15 protein-coding genes are annotated in these 18,750 nt (G+C 69.4%); 8 read left to right on the top strand and 7 right to left on the bottom strand.

All coding sequences use genetic code 11. The features are described 5' to 3' along the window. Positions 1–102 precede the first annotated feature (102 nt). The 5 genes from HF576_RS03725 (at position 103) to HF576_RS03745 (ending at position 6,148) form a co-directional block, all read left to right on the top strand. Complete coding sequence (locus tag HF576_RS03725; RefSeq protein ID WP_205834670.1) at positions 103–1,509, top strand: NAD(P)/FAD-dependent oxidoreductase; 1,407 nt, start codon at positions 103–105, stop codon at positions 1,507–1,509. Between the two features lie 239 nt (positions 1,510–1,748). Continuing rightward, the gene (locus tag HF576_RS03730; RefSeq protein ID WP_168911408.1) at positions 1,749–3,062 is read left to right on the top strand and encodes a sugar ABC transporter substrate-binding protein; all 1,314 of its coding nucleotides are present in this window, start codon (positions 1,749–1,751) and stop codon (positions 3,060–3,062) included. A gap of 11 nt (positions 3,063–3,073) precedes the next feature. Beyond that, on the top strand, positions 3,074–4,039 hold the full coding sequence (locus HF576_RS03735; protein WP_168911409.1) for a carbohydrate ABC transporter permease: 966 nt from the start codon (positions 3,074–3,076) through the stop codon (positions 4,037–4,039). A 1-nt stretch (position 4,040) separates the two neighbouring features. Then, positions 4,041–4,928: a carbohydrate ABC transporter permease gene (locus HF576_RS03740; RefSeq protein ID WP_425522973.1), complete on the top strand. Its 888-nt coding sequence runs from the start codon at positions 4,041–4,043 to the stop codon at positions 4,926–4,928. A gap of 56 nt (positions 4,929–4,984) precedes the next feature. Continuing rightward, on the top strand, positions 4,985–6,148 hold the full coding sequence (locus HF576_RS03745) for a glycoside hydrolase family 1 protein (protein WP_168911410.1): 1,164 nt from the start codon (positions 4,985–4,987) through the stop codon (positions 6,146–6,148). 54 nt (positions 6,149–6,202) lie between these two features. Here HF576_RS03745 and HF576_RS20700 read toward each other — a convergent pair whose 3' ends face one another. From HF576_RS20700 to HF576_RS03760, 3 genes are all read right to left on the bottom strand, one after another. Next, positions 6,203–6,847 carry a TetR family transcriptional regulator gene (locus HF576_RS20700; RefSeq protein ID WP_168911411.1) on the bottom strand — a complete coding sequence of 215 codons (645 nt, stop codon included), beginning with the start codon at positions 6,845–6,847 and terminating at the stop codon, positions 6,203–6,205. 34 nt (positions 6,848–6,881) lie between these two features. After that, on the bottom strand, positions 6,882–8,441 hold the full coding sequence (locus HF576_RS03755) for a glucoamylase family protein (protein WP_168911412.1): 1,560 nt from the start codon (positions 8,439–8,441) through the stop codon (positions 6,882–6,884). A 185-nt stretch (positions 8,442–8,626) separates the two neighbouring features. Beyond that, complete coding sequence (locus tag HF576_RS03760) at positions 8,627–10,105, bottom strand: helix-turn-helix transcriptional regulator (protein WP_168911413.1); 1,479 nt, start codon at positions 10,103–10,105, stop codon at positions 8,627–8,629. Positions 10,106–10,334: 229 nt separating this feature from the next. Between HF576_RS03760 and aceB the strand changes: the two genes are divergently transcribed. Beyond that, positions 10,335–11,975, top strand: a complete 1,641-nt coding sequence (aceB, locus tag HF576_RS03765; protein ID WP_168912059.1) for a malate synthase A — start codon at positions 10,335–10,337, stop codon at positions 11,973–11,975. Between the two features lie 29 nt (positions 11,976–12,004). Further along, positions 12,005–13,600, top strand: a complete 1,596-nt coding sequence (locus HF576_RS03770; RefSeq protein WP_168911414.1) for an isocitrate lyase — start codon at positions 12,005–12,007, stop codon at positions 13,598–13,600. A gap of 60 nt (positions 13,601–13,660) precedes the next feature. On the opposite strand, the gene HF576_RS03775 is transcribed toward HF576_RS03770, so the two are convergent. From HF576_RS03775 to HF576_RS03790, 4 genes are read right to left on the bottom strand one after another with little or no spacing between them, the layout of a single operon-like run. Beyond that, a complete protein-coding gene (locus HF576_RS03775; protein WP_168911415.1) occupies positions 13,661–14,293 on the bottom strand; it encodes a response regulator in 633 nt (210 codons plus the stop codon). Continuing rightward, a complete protein-coding gene (locus HF576_RS03780; protein ID WP_168911416.1) occupies positions 14,290–15,561 on the bottom strand; it encodes a sensor histidine kinase in 1,272 nt (423 codons plus the stop codon). The genes HF576_RS03775 and HF576_RS03780 overlap by 4 nt, the downstream gene beginning before the upstream one ends. A gap of 50 nt (positions 15,562–15,611) precedes the next feature. Next, positions 15,612–16,490 (bottom strand): ABC transporter permease, encoded by an 879-nt coding sequence (locus HF576_RS03785; RefSeq protein WP_168911417.1) that lies wholly within the window; start codon positions 16,488–16,490, stop codon positions 15,612–15,614. After that, entirely contained in the window at positions 16,487–17,362 is an 876-nt protein-coding gene (locus HF576_RS03790) for an ABC transporter ATP-binding protein (protein ID WP_168911418.1), read from the bottom strand. The genes HF576_RS03785 and HF576_RS03790 overlap by 4 nt, the downstream gene beginning before the upstream one ends. Positions 17,363–17,529: 167 nt before the next feature. Here HF576_RS03790 and HF576_RS03795 point away from each other — a divergent pair, with 167 nt between their 5' ends. Next, on the top strand, positions 17,530–18,747 hold the full coding sequence (locus HF576_RS03795) for a pyridoxal phosphate-dependent aminotransferase (protein WP_168911419.1): 1,218 nt from the start codon (positions 17,530–17,532) through the stop codon (positions 18,745–18,747). Positions 18,748–18,750 lie beyond the last annotated feature (3 nt).

Here is an 18,750-nt window from a genome sequence, read left to right on the forward strand (position 1 = left end):
GCCGTCTTGGCGTACACATGTGACGAACGAACCAGGGGAACGGGACGGATCGACGGATGCTGCGGGCACGCGCGCAGCGGGCGTGCGGGCAGGATGGGCGGCATGAAAGGGACACGCATCGACACCGGCTCCGTGCCGAACGGCGACGTGTCGTGGTGGTGGCGCGACCTCGGGGGCACGCCGGCGCCGCGGCCACCGCTCGCGGGCGATCTCGACGCGGACGTCGCGATCGTCGGCGCCGGCTACACCGGGCTGTGGACGGCGTACTACCTCAAGCGTGCGCAGCCCGACCTGCGCGTGGTCATGCTCGAGCAGCGATTCGCCGGCTTCGGCGCATCCGGCCGTAACGGCGGGTGGCTCACCAACACGGTGACCGGCGGACGCGAGCGATACGCCGAGAGCCACGGCCGAGACGCGGCGATCGCCCAGCAGCGCGCGCTCAACGACACCGTCGACGAGGTCGTCGCGGTGGCCTCCCGAGAGGGCATCGACGCCGACATCGTCAAAGGCGGCGAGTTCGGGGTCGCCCGCTCTCCCGCCCAGCTCGCACGGCTTCAGGCCGCCGTCACCGCCGAGCAGTCCTGGCCCCACACCGATGTGGAGCTGCTGGATGCCAGGGCCACGGCATCCCGCATCCGCATCGACGGCGCGCTCGGCGGCACATGGCATCCGCACTGCGCACGTGTGCATCCCGCGAAGCTCGTCCGGGGACTCACGGCGGCCGTCGAGCGGCTCGGCGTGCGGATCCTCGAGCAGACCAGGGTGCGCGAGATCGCGCCGGGACGAGCCGTCACCGACCGCGGGACGGTGCGGGCGACGCACGTGCTGCGGGCGACGGAGGGCTTCACCGCCGACCTCGCCGGCCAGCACCGCACGTGGCTGCCGATGAACTCGTCGATGATCGTCACCGAGCCGCTCCCCCGCGCCTTCTGGGACGGCGTCGGCTGGGACGGCGGCGAGACGCTCGGCGACTTCGCCCACGTCTACATGTACGCGCAGCGCACCGCCGACGATCGCATCGCGTTCGGCGGACGCGGCGTGCCCTACCGCTACGGCTCGCGCGTCGACACCGACGGCTCGACGCAGCAGCGCACCGTCGAGTCCCTCGCGGGGCTGCTGCGCGACTTCTTTCCGGATGCCGCAGGCGTGCCCGTCGCGCACGCCTGGGCCGGAGTGCTCGGCGTGCCGCGGGACTGGGCCGCGACGGTCGGCCATGACCGGGGCACCGGTCTCGGCTGGGCGGGCGGCTACGTGGGCACCGGCGTGACGGCGACGAACCTCGCCGGGCGCACGCTCGCCGATCTCGTGCTCGGACGCGACACCGAGCTCGTGCGACTCCCGTGGGTCGGGCACCGCGCGAGGCGCTGGGAGCCCGAGCCGCTGCGATGGATCGCCGTGAACGCGATCTACACCGCCTATCGGATGGCGGACCGCGCCGAGGCATCCGGTGCGTCCTCGCGCACGGCGTGGCCCGCGCACGTCGCCGACGTCGTCGCCGGCCGCCACTGACGCCGCCCCGCCCCTCCTTGCCCGCCGCGGCGTCCGCCGCGGGATCGGGTGATCTCGCCGTAGGAAGCTCCCGGTGCAGGTCGCGGCATGCCCTGCATGAGGCGTTTCTCATTCGCTAATACCTTTCGGGTGTTAGGTTTTTGGCCTACACTCGTGCACACGGCGCCCTCGTGCGCCGATCACAGCCGAGGCAAGGACGCCGCGCAGGCGCGGCGACGACCGATGGAGGCGTCAGACCGATGACACGAGCAATTGCACGTCAGACCTCACGCAGGGCATCGCGCTGGGTGGCCGCCGGAGCGGCCGCGCTCGCCGGCGCACTCGTCCTCGCCGGATGCGGGCGCACCGACGGGCCCACCGGCGGAGGCGACAACGGCGGGGGCGAGGCGATCGACGACTCCCCCGCGTCCGGCACCGTCCAGGTGTGGGCGATGGGGAACGAGGGCGAAGTGCTCGACGAGCTCGCCGCCCAGTTCGAGGAGGAGAACCCCGACGTCACGATCGAGGTCACAGCCGTTCCGTGGGAGAGCGCCCACGACCGCATCGCCACCGCCATCGCGGGCGGCGAGACCCCGGACGTCACGATGGTCGGCACGACGTGGGTGGGCGAGTTCGCCGCGACCGGCGCCTTCGAGCCGACGCCCGACGGGCTCGTCGACGAGTCCTCGTTCTTCGAGGGCTCGTGGGACACCACCGTCGTGGACGACGTCGCGTACGGCGTGCCGTGGTACGTCGACACGCGCGTGCTCTACTACCGCACGGACCTCGCCGAGCAGGCCGGCCTGGAGCCACCGACCACCTGGGACGAGTACAAGTCCTTCACGCAGGCGCTGCAGTCGGCCGGCGCGCAGTGGGGCGTCTCGCTGCCGCCCGGCGGCTTCGACTCGTGGCAGTACATCACTCCGCTCGCATGGCAGCAGGGCGGCGACATCCTGAACGAGGACGGCGCGGAGTTCACCTTCGACACCCCGGAGTGGGAGGAGGCCTTCTCGTTCTACACGAGCTTCTTCGAGGAGGGCATCGCCGAACCGCGGCGTCTCGAGGGCGGCGAGATCGAGCAGGCGTTCATCAACGGCGAGGTCGGCGCGTTCTACAGCGGGCCGTTCCACGTGAGCCTGCTGCTCGAACAGGGCGGCGAGGAGTTCGCCGACAAGTTCGGAGTGGCCATGGTGCCCGGTGCCGACAGTCGCACGAGCTTCACCGGCGGTGGCAACCTCGCGGTGTTCGAAGACACCGACAACCGGGATGCCTCGTGGAAGTTCGTCCGGTGGCTGAGCCAGCCTGAGACCCAGATCCAGTGGTACGACATCTCCACCGACCTGCCGAGCGTGCAGGCGGCGTGGGAGGACCCGACCTTCGCCGAGGACCCCTACCTCAGCGTCTTCGGCGATCAGCTGCAGGACTCGAAGGCTCCGCCGGCCATCCCCACGTGGGCACAGGTCTCGGCCGTCATCGATCAGGAGCTCGAGAAGGCCACGCGGGGTGAGACGACGCCCGCCGACGCGGTCGCGACCATCCAGCAGCAGGCGACGTCGATCGGCACCGGGCAGTAGGACCGCGACCCATGTCCACGCTCTCGACACCGGCGGCGCCGGCATCGGCACCTCCTGCATCGGCACCGTCGCGCGGCCGCACCCCCCGGGTGCGCGCCTCGCGGCGGAGCCGGCGCATGACGCTCACCGCATGGTTGTTCTCACTGCCGTTCGTCGTGCTGTTCCTGGTGTTCATGGCGGGGCCGATCGTGGCCTCGCTGGGCATGAGCTTCACCGACATGACCACGCGCGACCTCGAGACGCCGTTCCAGGTGAACCTCGTCGGCTTCGACAACTACGTGCGCCTGTTCCAGGATCCGCGGTTCCTGCGGTCGCTCCTGAACACCTTCGTGTTCGTCATCGTCGCGGTGCCGCTCACGATGGCGCTCGCCCTGGCGGTCGCGCTGGCCCTCGACAAGGGCATCCGCCGGTTCCGCACGGTGTTCCGCGTCGGCTATTACGCCCCCGTCGTCACCAGCATCGTCGCGATCGCGATCGTGTGGCGGTTCATCCTGCAGCCGGACGGGCTCCTCAACGGCTTCCTGTCCCTTCTCGGCATCCAGGGTCCGGACTGGCTGCAGAGCACGACGTGGGCACTGCCGTCGCTCATCATGATGGCGGTCTGGCGCAACATCGGCACGCTCATGGTGATCTTCCTCGCGGCGCTCCAGGGCGTGCCTCGCGAGCACCATGAGGCCGCGATGGTCGACGGTGCGAACGTCTGGCAGCGATTCACGAACATCACGATCCCCGCGATGCGGCCGGCGCTGCTGTTCGCGGCGGTGATCACGGGCATCGGCTTCCTGCAGTTCTTCGAGGAGCCGTACGTCATGACCCAGGGCGGACCGCTCGACGCGACGCTCTCGACGGCGATGTACACGTACGACCAGTTCGGCTTCGGCAACTACGCCTACGCCTCGGCGGCCAGCTACGTCCTGTTCATCGCGATCGTGATCCTGTCGCTCATCCAGTTCCGCTTCCTCGGAAGGAAGGACTGACGTGGCAACCGTCGCCCCTACCGCCGTGTCCACGCCGCGCGAGACGGATTCGCGGCCCGCGGGCACGCGCCGCCGCGGCAACACCCGCTGGTGGCTCTACATCGTGCTGTTCCTCGGCCTCGTCGCGATGGTGATGCCCTTCATCTGGATGATCCTCGGGTCGTTCAAGACGGATGCCGAGATCCGGCAGTACCCGACGGAGTTCCTGCCGCGCGAGCCCACCGTCGAGAACTACGAGACCCTGTTCGGGCGCCTGGATTTCACGACGTTCTTCATCAACAGCATCGTGGTGGCGGTGTTCGTGACCCTCGGCAACATCGTGTTCTGCTCGATGATCGGGTACGCGCTGGCCAAACTCGAGTTCCGCGGCAAGAAGCTGCTGTTCGCGCTCGTGCTGGGCACGCTCATGGTCCCGGGAGTCGTGACGTTCGTTCCGCTGTTCGTCCTCACGGCGAACCTCGGGCTCGTCAACTCGTACCCGGGGCTGATCCTGCCGTTCCTCATCTCGCCGCTCGGGGTGTTCCTCATGCGGCAGTTCATGCTGAGCCTCCCCGACGAGCTCATCGAGGCGGCGCGCATCGACGGAGCGAGCGAATGGCGCATCTTCCTCCGGGTCATCATGCCCCTCTGCGGTCCGGCTGTCGCGACGCTCGCGATCCTGACCTTCCTCGCCAGCTGGAACAACTTCCTGTGGCCGCTGGTCGTCGCCACCACCGAGGACATGTACACGCTGCCCGTCGCGCTCGCCCTCTACTCGGTGGGTCAGAACGCCGCACGCTACGGCCTCATGATGGCCGGCGCCGTCGTCGTGGTCGTGCCCGTGCTCGCTGTCTTCGTGATCCTGCAGCGGTACTTCGTGCAGGGCATCGCACTCACCGGCATCAAATGAAGCGGAGACCGGATGCTGCGGCATCCGTCCCTCGAAACGAAAGGATCATCGCCACGATGAGCTTCCCCGAAGGGTTCCTGTGGGGCGCGTCGACCGCCGCCCACCAGATCGAAGGCGGCAACGTCAACTCCGACTGGTGGCAGCGAGAGTGGGGGCACCTGCCCGGCGCACCGGTGGAGGCGCCCTCGGGCGACGCGGCCGACAGCTACCACCGCTACCCCGAGGACATGGCGCTGCTGGCGGACGCCGGCCTCGCGGCCTACCGCTTCAGCATCGAGTGGGCGCGGATCGAGCCGGAGCGGGGCTGGTTCTCACGCGCGGCGATCGACCATTACCGGCGTATGGTGCACACCGCGCGCGACGCCGGACTGCAGCCGGTGGTGACCCTGCACCACTTCACGAATCCGATCTGGCTCGCCCGCGACGGCGGATGGCTGACGGATGCTGCGGTCGACGCGTTCCGCCGCTACGTCGAGGCGGCCCTGCCTGTCCTCGAGGACGTGTCGCTGGTGTGCACGATCAACGAGCCGAACATGGTGTCGGTGCTCGCCGACCCCGACGTGGGCTTCCCGTCGATCGGGCTGCCTCCGGGCGTGCCGGCGGTCACGGATCGGCTCATCGCCGCTCACCGCGGAGCCCTCGACCTGGTGCGCTCGGCGGGAGCGGCCGCCGGCTGGTCGGTGGCGACCCAGGCGTATCAGCCGGAGCCGGGCGCCGAAGCGGTCGCGGCCGAGTACGGGGCATCCCGCGAAGACGTCTTCCTCGATGCGGCCGAAGGCGACGACTGGATCGGCGTGCAGGCGTACACCCGCACGAAGATCGGCCCCGAGGGACCGCTGCCCATCCCGGAGGATGCCGAGCGAACCCTCACCGGATGGGAGTACTACCCGCCCGCGGTGGGCGAGGGCATCCGCCATGCGTGGCAGCGCGCGAAGGCGCCGGTCTACGTCACCGAGAACGGCATCGCCACCGCCGACGACCAGCGGCGCATCGATTACACGACCGGTGCCCTGGAGGCCGTGCTCTCGTGCATCGCCGACGGCGTCGACGTGCGCGGCTATCTGCACTGGAGTGCGCTCGACAACTACGAGTGGGGCAGCTTCCGGCCGACGTTCGGTCTCATCGGCTGGGATCCCGAGACGTTCGAACGGCACCCCAAGCCGAGCCTGGGCTGGCTGGGGCGCGTGGCGCGCGCGAACGCGCTCTCCCCCGGTCGTTGAGCGAGCAAAGCGAGACGAAACGCGCCAAGCGGTCCACGGCCTTCGTCTCCTCGCTCAACGACGAGGCGGCGGCAGCAGGTACCCGCGCACGAACTCCTCGAACAGCGGCACCATGTCGACCTGTTCGTCGAGCAGCCATTGCAGCTGGATGCCGTCCATGACGGCGCTGATCAGGCGAGCGGCCAGCGCCGGATCGATGTCGGCGCGCACCTCGCCGGCCTCCTGACCGGCGCGCAGCAGCTCTTCGGCGTTCCGCGCGCCCGACCGGTACCGCTCGGCGAAGTCGGCGTGGGATGGATGCTCCGAATCGGTCGCCTCCGCCGAGACGATCGCATACAGCGACGTCAGACCGCGCGTGGTCTGGTTGTACGCCACGACCTTCTCGGCCTGCTGCACGAGCGTGTGCTCGGCGGGATCCCCCGCGGCCTGCCGCACCTTCTCGTCGCGCTGGCGGAGGACCTCCACGAAGAGCTCCTCCTTGTCGGCGAAATGGTGCATGAGGCCCGCGGGAGTGAGCCCGACACGCTTCGCGATCTCGCGCAACGACCCGCTGTGGAAGCCGGTGCGCGAGAAGACCGCCAGCGCCTCGTCGACGATGGCCTGCCGGCGCGCCTGGCCCTTGGCATAGCTGCCGCGGGGTCCGCGCGGGGTCCCGGTCGACGGCGCAGGCGCCGCTGCCGCGCTCTCTTCCGCGCTCACCGCTTCCTCCCGTCCGCGCCGGGGCGCCGTCCACTCACTCGTCGCCGTGTGCCGGTCCGCGCCAGGACGATCCGAAGTCCTGCTGCCGCATCGCGGGGCGCAGCCGGTCCTCCATGTCGCGGTCGACGAAGTAGTCCTTCAGAGTATCCCCGGTCAGCGCGTTGCCGATCGCCGCCATGATCATCGACTGGTCGAGCGACAGGTACCGCTCGGCGATGGTCCCGCTGCGGACGGCGACCGAGTCATAGAATCCACCCGGCCCGTACGCACCGAGTTCGTCCTCGATGCGGCTCAGGTTGTCGAGCACGCCCTCCCGGTCGTACGGCAGCGCGAGGAACGCCGCATGCGGCGTCACCACGCCGTCGCCGAACTCCGGCTCGGCGTTCGCGCCCATGCTGCAGCCGGGGTGGTCGATGTCCACATCGGTGTGCTCGGCATCCGAGAAGTACCCGTCCGAGCGCATGCCCGCGAGATCGACGCCGTACTCGGAGTAGCCCCCGAACGGGTTGCTGGCGGGCGAGAAGCCCCAGTAGCCGTAGCCGGCGTCATCGAGGCCGTGGTGCTTGTGCACGGCGACGGTGATCGGGTGGTTGAGGCGCCACGACCGCGGCCCCCACTTCTCCTCCGGCACCAGCAGATCGGGCATGAGCGCCTCGAACATGCTGCCTCCCCATGCCGGCACGAACGACATGCCGGCGTAGGAATACACGCCTTCCCACACCTCGAATCCGTCGTACGTGCGGTACTCGCCGGTCGGCAGCTGCTCCTGCCAGTCCCAGTCGCAGCCCGGCGGCATGGTGCGGTGCGTTCCGTACAGCGCCGTCGCGGGGATCTGCCCGTTCGCGATGCCGAGATAGGTGGCGATGCGGCTCTCGCTGACCGTCGTGTCGTAGTGGTGGCACGTGTAGTAGACCGTCTCGCCCGACCCGTTGTACATCGGCGCTGCGGTGCTGCAGTCTGGCGGCGCTGCCTCCCAGAACCCTCCGCGGTTCGTGCCGGCGGGCAGTCCCGGTGCGCCTTCGGGGTTGAAGAACGCCGAGAAGTCCATCGAGTCGTAGAGCGCATCGGCCTGCCCCGCGAGCGATGGCTCCGCCTCGCGGACGATGCGGAGCGCCGCGGCGAGCCAGCCGTTGTCGACGGTGCTGAGGAACGGGTGCACCGCGTCGCCCGAGTCCGGCCACGTCGTCAGCTTGGCGCCGGTGGCCGGGTCGTACCAGTTGTAGAACATGCCGCTGGCGCCGTTGCGCTCGAGCGTCCCGAGTGTCGCGAGCGTCGTCGCCATTCGGTCTCGGGCCTCGTCGGCAGACAGGATGCCGAGGTCACGGGCGGTGACGGTCGACCACAGGTATCCGCCGATGTTGGTCGGCGACGTGTACGCGCCCACGGTCGCGAGATCACCGGTGATGTTGTCGGACGGAAGCCCGGTCTCCTCGTCGGTCATGGCGTCCAGAGAGGTCCAGGTGTCGATCGCCCACCGCTCGAGCAGATCGTTCCCCGGTCTGCCCTGGCCGTTCTCAGCTGCCGCAGGCACTGCGATCGTCAGTCCTGTGGCGATCATCCCGGCCACGGCCACCGCGCTCACCCATCGCTTCATCGCGCTCTCCTCGTCGAAAGCGGTTCCGCCCGGGCGGAACCGTCGGTGCGCAAAACCTAACACGCGGCAGGTATTGGCGAAAGGAGCCGCATCCGCTCTCTCACGCTGTTCTCACGGAGGCCGAGCCGGTAGCACCCGCCACCGGATCAGGCGAGCGATGAGGCTGCCCCGGACGGGCCGGGGACTCAGCGCGGGGCGTGAGCCTCGAGGAATTCGTACACGTCCGTCGTGTCGACGCCGGGGAAGGCGCCCGTCGGCAGCGTCGCGAGCAGCGTGCGCGGCGTGCGGACGTTGGGCCACGAGTTCTCACGCCACGCGGCCTCGAGCTCGGCGGGCGCACGGCGGCAGCACACCTCGACGGAGTGCTTCGACACCCCGCGGTTCGGGGTGTCGCGCCCGAGGAACCACTTCGTGTCGTCGAAGCGCACCCCCACCGACACCGAATGCGCCCCCTCGCTTGACAGCTCGACGCGGGCCGTGCACCAGTACGTGCCGTTCCCGGTGTCGGTGTACTGGTAGTACGGGTTGAAGTGGTCGTCGACGTCGAACACGACGCGCGAGGTCCAGCGACGGCAGCACATCTGCCCCTCGATCGAGCCGAGCCGGTCGGTCGGGAAGTTCACGTCGTCGTTCTCGTACGCCTTCGTGATCGTGCCGGATTCGTGCACCTTGAGGAAGTGCACCGGGATGCCGAGGTGCACGGTGGCGAGATTGGTGAAGCGGTGCGCGGCGGTCTCGTACGAGACCGAGTACGCGTCGCGCAGGTCTTCGATCGAGATGGCGCGATCCTTCTTCGCCTCCTGCAGGAACGGCACCGCGTGCGATTCGGGAATGAGCAGCGCACCCGTGAGGTAGTTCGTCTCCACGCGCTGGCGCAGGAACTCCGCATACGAGGTGGGCTCGCGATGCCCCAGGATCCGGCTCGACAGCGCCTGCAGTACCGCCGTGCGCGGGTCGCCCTTCGACGCGAGGCGGCTGGAGAGATAGAGCCTGCCGTTCTTGATGTCGGCGACTGACCGGGTGGTCTGCGGCAGATCGGGCACGTAGTGCAGTGTGAAGCCCAGGTGAGCAGCGATGTCGGATGCGGTGCGCTGGGTCAGTGGCCCACCGGGGTGGTCGACGGCTTCGAGCAGGGCGCGCGCCTGGTCCTCGAGTTCGGCGAAGTAGTTGTTCTGGGTCCGCATCAGCCTGCGAAGAGCGACGTTCGCGCGCCGGGCCTCCTCAGGCGTGGCGGCGCGCTCGTCGCGCAGCCGTTCGATCTCGCCCTGCAGCGCGAGCATCGCCTTCAGCGCCTCGGTCGGCACGGTCTTTCCGATGCGGAACGGGGGGATGCCGAGCGCCTGGAACGTCTGACCGCGCATGGCCCGCTCGAGCGAGATCTCGAGGGTCGCGCGCTCGTCGAGCGGCTCCGACTCCAGCAGCGCGTCGATCGACGCTCCGAGGGCGCGAGCGATCGCCTGCAGAAGGGTGAGCTTGGGCTCGCGCCGGCCGTTCTCGATCATGGACAGCTGGCTCGGAGCACGATCGACGGCCGCCGCCAGCTCTTCGAGCCGCATGCCGCGGTCGCTGCGCAGCTGCCGGATGCGCCGGCCGATCGTGAGTGCGTCCACACCCTCATCGTCGGGGAGTTCTGCCGCGGGCCGACCGGTGAACGTCGTCGTCATGGCGCGATTCTGTCATGAAAGCAGAACTTTCACGAAACTTCACAGCGGAATCTGTCGTGATCGACCGGAATCTTCACCGGATAGTGAGAACACGACGAACCGCCGATTGATCCAGAACGCGGATCACGGGACGCCTCCACCCAGCGCACACGCCGGGACGCGGCATCCCCCGACTCTCCAGCACTGGTCATAGGAAGACAGAGAAATGACACCTGCAACCGCCACCCCGATGCGCATCCGCACCGGTCCCATCCCGACGCAGACCCACGAGCCGTCGATCGAGGTCTCGGGGCGCCTCGGGCCCCGCTACGACGAGATCCTCACCCCCGAGGCCCTCGCTTTCCTCACGGCGCTGCACCACCGCTTCGGCGCCCGCCGCCACGACCGCCTCGCCGACCGCATGCGCCGCCGGTTCGAGATCGGCAACGGCCACGATCCGCAGTTCCGTGACGACACCCGCCACATCCGCGAGGACGCGGAGTGGAAGGTCGCCGGAGCCGGACCCGGCCTCGAGGATCGACGCGTCGAGATCACGGGGCCGACCGACCCCAAGATGACGATCAACGCACTGAACTCAGGTGCGAAGGTCTGGCTGGCCGACCAGGAGGACGCCACCAGCCCGACCTGGAAGAACGTCATCGAGGGCCAGCTGAGCCTGCGCGACGCGATCCGGGGCGAGCTGGAGTTCACGAGCCCGGAGGGGAAGCGCTACGAGGTCACCGCGACCGAGACCCCCACGATCGTGATGCGGCCGCGGGGGTGGCACCTCCCCGAGCAGCACATCGGCTTCACCGATCGAGCCGGCCGCACGATGGCCGCATCGGGCTCGCTCGTGGACTTCGGCCTGTACTTCTTCCACAATGCGCAGCAGCTGATCGCGAACGGGCGCGGACCGTACTTCTACATCGCCAAGCTCGAGTCCAGCGAAGAGGCGAAGCTGTGGGACGACGTGTTCACCTTCAGCGAGCGCTACATCGGGATCCCGCACGGGACGATCCGCGCCACGGTCCTCATCGAGACGCTGCCGGCGGCCTTCGAGATGGAAGAGATCCTGTTCGAGCTGCGGGACCACTGCGCCGGCCTGAACGCCGGACGCTGGGACTACATCTTCTCGATCATCAAGAACTACCGCGGCCGCGGTGCGCGCTTCGTGCTGCCCGACCGGAGCGAGGTGACGATGACAGTGCCGTTCATGCGCGCCTACACCGAGCTGCTCGTGAAGACGTGCCACAAGCGCGGGGCTTTCGCGATCGGCGGCATGAGTGCCTTCATCCCGAACCGCCGTGACCCCGAAGTGACGCAGCGGGCCTTCGAGAAGGTCGCCGCCGACAAGAAGCGGGAAGCCGGCGACGGGTTCGACGGCACGTGGGTCGCGCACCCCGACCTCATCCCCGTGGCTCGTGCCGAGTTCGACGCGGTGCTCGGCGAGCGCCCGAACCAGCTCGACCGCCAGCGCCCCGAGGTCGAGGTCGGGGCCGCCGACCTGATCGACGTGCACATCGGCCGCCCGATCACGGCAGCAGGCGTCCACGGCAACGTGTCGGTCGGCATCCGATACATCGAGGCGTGGTTGCGCGGTCTGGGCGCCGTCGCCATCGACAACCTCATGGAGGATGCCGCCACGGCCGAGATCTCTCGGTCGCAGGTGTGGCAGTGGATCCACCAGGACCGCACCACCGAGGACGGGACCCCGATCACACGTGAGTACGTCGAAGGACTGATCACGCAGGTGCTGACCGAGGTGGAGCGCAGGGATGACGACCGCTACGACGACGCCGCCGCCGTGTTCCGCGACGTGGCGCTGGGCAACGACTTCCCGGCGTTCCTGACGCTCTCGGCCTACTCGCGTCACCTGACCGAGACCCCGTGACCGCACCCGGCTCCAGAAGGAAGATTGACATGACTGCCTACCAAGACGACATCGAAGCCATCCGCGCCCTCCGAGAGCAGCACGGCTCCAGCTGGGCCGGCATCAACCCCGAGTCGGCCGCCCGCATGCGGGCGCAGAACCGGTTCCGCACGGGACTGGAGATCGCCCAGTACACGGCCGACATCATGCGCCGCGATATGGCCGAATACGACGCCGACGCGTCGGTGTACACCCAGTCGCTGGGTGTCTGGCACGGCTTCATCGGGCAGCAGAAGCTGATCTCGATCAAGAAGCACCTCAAGAGCACCGACAAGCGCTACCTGTACCTGTCGGGGTGGATGGTCGCCGCGCTCCGCTCCGAGTTCGGCCCGCTCCCCGATCAGTCGATGCATGAGAAGACGTCGGTGCCCGCTCTCATCGCAGAGCTGTACACGTTCCTCCGCCAGGCCGACGCCCGCGAGCTCGATCTGCTGTTCACGCAGCTCGATCAGGCACGCGCGGCGGGCGACGAGACCGCGGCCGAGTTCGTGCAGTCCCAGATCGACAACTACGAGACCCACGTGGTGCCGATCATCGCCGACATCGACGCGGGCTTCGGCAATCCCGAGGCCACGTATCTTCTCGCCAAGAAGATGATCGAGGCGGGGGCCTGCGCCATCCAGATCGAGAACCAGGTCTCGGATGAGAAGCAGTGCGGCCATCAGGACGGCAAGGTCACCGTCCCGCACGAGGACTTCCTCGCCAAGATCAACGCGGTGCGGTACGCGTTCCTCGAGCTCGGCATCGACAACGGCATCATCGTCGCCCGGACGGACTCGCTCGGTGCGGGACTCACGCAGAAGCTCGCCGTCTCGAACGAGCCCGGCGACCTCGGCGACCAGTACAACGCGTTCCTGGACGTCGAGCAGATCTCCGAGTCCGAGCTGAAGGACGGCGACGTGGTGATCCGCCGCGAGGGCAAGCTGCTGCGCCCCCGCCGCCTCGCCAGCAATCTGTACCAGTTCCGTCCGGGCACCGGCGAGGACCGGGTGGTGCTCGACTGCATCACGTCGCTGCAGAACGGCGCCGACCTGCTGTGGATCGAGACCGAGAAGCCGCACGTCGAGCAGATCGCGGGCATGGTCGACCGCATCCGCGAGGTCATCCCGAACGCGAAGCTCGTCTACAACAACAGCCCGTCGTTCAACTGGACCCTCAACTTCCGCCAGCAGGCCTACGACCTGCTCGTGGAGCAGGGCGAGGACGTCTCGACGTACGACCGCAGCGACCTGATGAGTGTCGAATACGACGACACCGAGCTGGCCCGGCTGGCCGACGAGAAGATCCGCACGTTCCAGCGTGACGGTTCGGCGCGGGCGGGCATCTTCCACCACCTCATCACGCTGCCGACGTACCACACGGCCGCCCTCTCGACCGATGACCTCGCGAAGGGCTACTTCGGCGACGACGGCATGCTGGCCTACGTCAAGGGCGTTCAGCGCCGCGAGATCCGCGGTGGCATCGCCACGGTCAAACACCAGAACATGGCAGGAAGCGACCTGGGCGACAACCACAAGGAGTACTTCGCCGGGGACGCGGCCCTCAAGGCCGGCGGCAAGCACAACACGATGAACCAGTTCGGCTGAGTCCCGAGAGAACGGATGCCTCGGGCCCGCGTTTCGACGCCGGCCCGAGGCATCCGTCGGTCACGGCAGCAGGCCGCGCTCCATCGCGAGGGTGACGGCGCGCGTGCGGTCGGCGACGCCGAGCTTCTCGAACACCTTCAGCAGGTGCGTCTTGACCGTGGACTCGCCGATCCCGAGCGCCGTGGCCACCTGCTTGTTCGAATGCCCCGCGGCGACGAGGCGCAGCACGTCGGTCTCACGGGCCGTGAGCACGGCGGATGCCTCCGGCCGCCGCATCCGCTCCACGAGACGCACCGCGACCTGCGGTGACAGGGCGGACTGCCCGGCAGCGACCGACCGGATGCCGGCGACGATCTCGGCCTGCGGTGCGGCCTTGAGAAGGTATCCGGATGCGCCGGCCTCGATGGCGGCGAGGATCTGGTCGTCGGTCTCGTAGGTGGTGAGGATCAGCACGCGCGGCGGCGGGTCACCGGCTTCGCCGCCGGTGATGCGGGCCGTCGCGGCGACCCCGTCGACGACGGGCATCCGCAGGTCCATCAGCACGACATCCGGGCGCGTCGCGGCCGCGAGCCGCACGGCTTCGCCGCCGTCGGATGCCTCGCCCACCACCTCGAATCCCGGTTCGTCTGAGAGCAGCCCGGCAAGACCGGCGCGCACGACGGGGTGATCGTCGGCGATGAGCAGCCGGATCATGCGGTACCTCCAGGGGTCAGCGGTTCGGCCCGATCGGTGATCGTCGCGGCGGGAAGACGCACCTCGAGCTTCGTCCCGGCCTCCGGCGCGGACGAGACGGCGAACTCGCCGCGGGCGAGCGTCACCCGCTCGCGCATCCCCTCGAGCCCGAATCCGCGATTCGGCTGCGCAGGGTCGAACCCGCGACCGTCGTCGGCCACCGAGAGCTCGGCGGATCCCTCGGCCGACACGGCCACGCGAACGTCGACGCGACCGGCAGCGGCGTGCTTCATCACGTTCGACAGCGCCTCCTGCAGGCACCGCAGCAGCACGACCTGCGCCTCGCGGTCGAGATCGCCGACGATGCCGGCCGCGTCGAGGTCGATGCGTGCTGCGCCGTGCGCCCGGAAGCGCTCGACGAGCCGCTCGATCGCCGCCTCGAACGCGGGTTCGCGCGGCACCGAAGCCGTGCGCGCCACGAGAGCACGCGCCTCGGCGAGCGCGTCGCGCGCGACCTGCTCGACCGTCGCGATCGTCGTGGCCGCGGCATCCGGCTGCCCTTCACGCGATTGCCGGCCGGCGCGCTCCGCGAAGATCACGAGGCCCGCGAGGGTCTGCGCCAGCGTGTCGTGGATGTCGCGGGCCAGACGCTCGCGCTCGGCCGCCGCGCCCCGCTCGCGACTGAGTGCCTCGACCTGGTTCTGCGCGGCGGTCAGCTCGGCGAGCAGCCGCTCCCTCTCCTCACCCCACTCGGCGATCGACGCGATCCACAGGCCGATCGCGATCGCGAAGACGAGCGAGAACACCCCCGTCGCCCCGCCCGCGAGCGCGGAGTCGGCGTTCGCACCGTGCCCGAGCCACGTGCCCGTGAACACGCTCGCCGCGATGACGGCAGAACCTCCGATCCCCCGCCGGCGGGTGTCGCCGACCACCCACACCAGCGGATAGGCCAGGGTCTGCAGCATCGCCATGAACGGCACCGCCGCGGCCCCGACGCCGACCGCGACGGCCGAGACCGCGAGGAAGACAGGAAAGCGCCACGCGGCGATGGGCCCGATGCCGACGCCGTCACCTCCGCCGAATCCGCTGCCGGCCGCGAGGTCGACCAGAGCCACGCGTCCGATCGCGGGCCGGCCGGCCACGGCGTAGCCGACCAGGAACAGGGCGACGGCTGCGACGGCGACCATCATGCGGACCGCGTCGTCGGTACGGAAGGGAAGGAGCAGTCCCGCCAGGATGACGAGCGAGCCGAGCGCGACGACCGTATCCCATCGGCGTCTGCTGAGCATGTGTCCTCCTCACCGTTCCCGCCAGGGTATGCGGCCCGGCGACGGCCGAGCTATGCCGAGCGCCGGATCCAGCGGAAGGTGAGGCGCGAGAGCACGAGTCCGACCACGAGCCAGGCTCCCAGCGCGACGGCGACGCCGGCGAGGTCCCACGCGCCGTTCTGCTCGAGCACCGCGAACTCGTCGGGCAGGAACACCGCCCGCATGCCCTGCGCCATCCACTTGAGAGGGAAGATCCCCGCGACGTCCTGCAGCCACTCCGGCAGCTGCGAGAACGTGAGATAGACGCCCGAGATGAACTGCAGGGCGAGGGCGATCGGCACGACCACCGCGGTCGCGCTCTTGGCCGAACGCGGGACCGACGACAAAGCGACCCCCAGCAGGGCCGACGTCGTGATGCCCAGCACGAACACCCACGCGAACGTCGTCCACGCGGCAGGATCGGTCGGCAACGGCACTCCCAGCGCCGTGGCGGCGAAGACCAGCAGGAGGGCGGCCTGCAAGGTGCCGGTGACAGCGACCTGGCCGATCTTGCCCAGGAAGTAGCTGACCGGAGACAGCGGCGTGCCGCCGAGCCGCTTGAGCACGCCCTCTGACCGGTCCACGGCGATGTCCATCGCCAGGTTCTGGAAGCCCGACAGCAGCATGCCGGCAGCGACCATCCCCGGCAGGAAGATCTGCGCCATCGGGACCGCGGGCACATCAGGGGCGATCTGCACGTCGCCGTCCGCGCCGAATGCGACGCTGAACAGGCCCAGCATGAAGATCGGGAAGAGGAATGTGAAGAACAGCGTGTCGCCCGATCGGAAGTACTGCAGCAGCTCGAAGCGGGCACGCCACACCCCGACGGCGACGACGTTGCGTCGCCGCGAGCGCGGTGCCGCGGGCCGGGTATCGCTTCGGCTCAGGACGCGCGGGTCGGTGACGCTCATCGTGCTGCTCCTTCGGTGACGGCATTGGCTTCGGGTCGGCTGACCAGATCGAGATAGACATCCTCGAGGCTCGGGCGCACGATCTCGAGATCGGCGGGGGCGCCGCCCAGGCGCGTCGCGAGCGCCGTGGCGAACGCGAACGGATCCGTCGCACGTTCGTGTCGCGGCATCCCTTCCTCGGTCCACCTCACGACCGGCACGCGCGCAGCCTCGCCTCCGAACCCCTCGATCGGGCCGATCGCACGCAGGCGCCCGCCCGCGATGACGGCGACGCGGTCGGCGAGCTGCGCGGCCTCGTCGAGGTAGTGCGTCGTCAGAAGAATGGTCGTGCCCTCGGCCTTGAGGCGCCGGATGAGGTCCCAGAACTCCCGTCGCGCCTGTGGATCGAACCCGGTGGTGGGCTCGTCGAGGAACAGCAGCTCGGGGCGCCCGATGATGCCCAATGCGACGTCGACCCTCCGCTGCTGCCCGCCCGAGAGCTTCGAGACTCGCGTCCTCGCCTGTGCCTCGAGTCCTACCGCGGCGATCACCTCGTCGACGTCGCGCGGATTCGGGTAGAACCCCGCGAACTGGCGCAGCTGCTCGCGCACGGTCACCGGTCCTGCCTCGCCCGTGGACTGCAGCACGATGCCGATCCGCGCCTTGTGATCAAGCCCCGCCGTCATGGGATCCACTCCCAGCACCTCGACGTCTCCGCCGGTGCGGCGGCGGTATCCCTCGAGGATCTCCACGGTGGTGGACTTGCCCGCGCCGTTGGGTCCGAGGAGCGCGAACGTCTCGCCGCGCTCGATGTCGAAGGTCACTCCGTCCACGACCGCCCGGTCGCCGTACGTCTTGCGCAGGTTCTGCACCCGCACCGCCTGTGTCTGCATGCCTCCAGCCTTGCCGTTGCGGGACGCCGCGCCCAGCCGTCGTCCGCAGGAGGCGGCATCCCCCATTCGGTGGATGCCGGAGTCGCCTGATCCGTCTCGCGTACCGGGACCACGTGCCCGGAATCGGCATGCTCGCGCTGCCGCGCGCCCGGACTACGCTCGAAGGCGTGACCGAACGCGCACCGCTCTCCCGCAAGTCCCCTCTCTCCCGAAAGCTCAGTGCCATCGCGGAGTCGGCGACCCTCAAGGTCGACGCCAAGGCCAAGGCGCTGCAGGCCGCCGGCCGCCCCGTCATCTCCTATGCGGCGGGCGAGCCCGACTTCGCCACGCCGTCGTTCATTGTGGACGCCGCCGCCGAGGCGCTGCGCGACCCCGCGAACTTCCGCTATACGCCGGCGGCCGGCCTCCCAGTGCTGCGCGAGGCGATCGCCGCCAAGACGCTCCGCGACTCCGGGCTCGAGATCGACCCGTCGCAGGTCATCGTCACCAACGGCGGCAAGCAGGCCGTCTACCAGGCGTTCCAGACCGTGCTGAACCCGGGCGACGAGGTGCTGCTGCCGGCGCCGTTCTGGACGACCTATCCCGAGGCGATCGCGCTGGCCGACGGCATCCCCGTCGAGGTCTTCGCCGGCGCCGATCAGGACTACAAGGTGACCGTCGAGCAGCTCGAGGCGGCACGCACCGACAAGACGACCGCCCTCGTGTTCGTGTCGCCCTCCAACCCGACCGGCTCGGTGTACACCGCGCAAGAGACGCGCGAGATCGGCGAGTGGGCCGTCGAGCACGGCATCTGGATCATCTCCGACGAGATCTACCAGAACCTCGTCTACCAAGGCACGCGCGCCGTCTCGATCGTGGAGGCGGTTCCGGATGCCGCGGCCCAGACGATCCTCGTCAACGGCGTCGCCAAGACCTACGCGATGACCGGGTGGCGGCTGGGCTGGATGGTGGGGCCGAAGGACGCGATCAAGATCGCCGGCAACCTGCAGTCGCACCTGTGCTCGAACGTCAACAACATCGCTCAGCGCGCGGCGCTGGCCGCACTCACGGGTCCGCAGGACGAGGCCGAGCAGATGCGCCTCGCCTTCGATCGGCGACGTCGGATCATCGTGGAGGAGCTGTCGAAGATCGACGGCGTCACGGTGCCGACCCCGCTGGGCGCGTTCTACGCGTACCCGGATGTGCGAGGCCTCCTCGGCCGCGAGTGGGCCGGGGTCACGCCGACGACGTCGCTCGAGCTCGCCGACCTGATCCTCGAGAAGGCCGAGGTCGCCGTCGTTCCCGGCGAGGCCTTCGGTCCGTCCGGCTATCTGCGCCTGTCGTACGCTCTCGGCGACGACGCGCTGCGAGAGGGCGTGCAGCGCCTGCAGCGCCTGTTCTCCTGACCG

Source organism: Microbacterium salsuginis, from assembly GCF_012524205.1.
In the GTDB taxonomy this organism is placed as follows: Bacteria; Actinomycetota; Actinomycetes; order Actinomycetales; family Microbacteriaceae; genus Microbacterium; species Microbacterium salsuginis.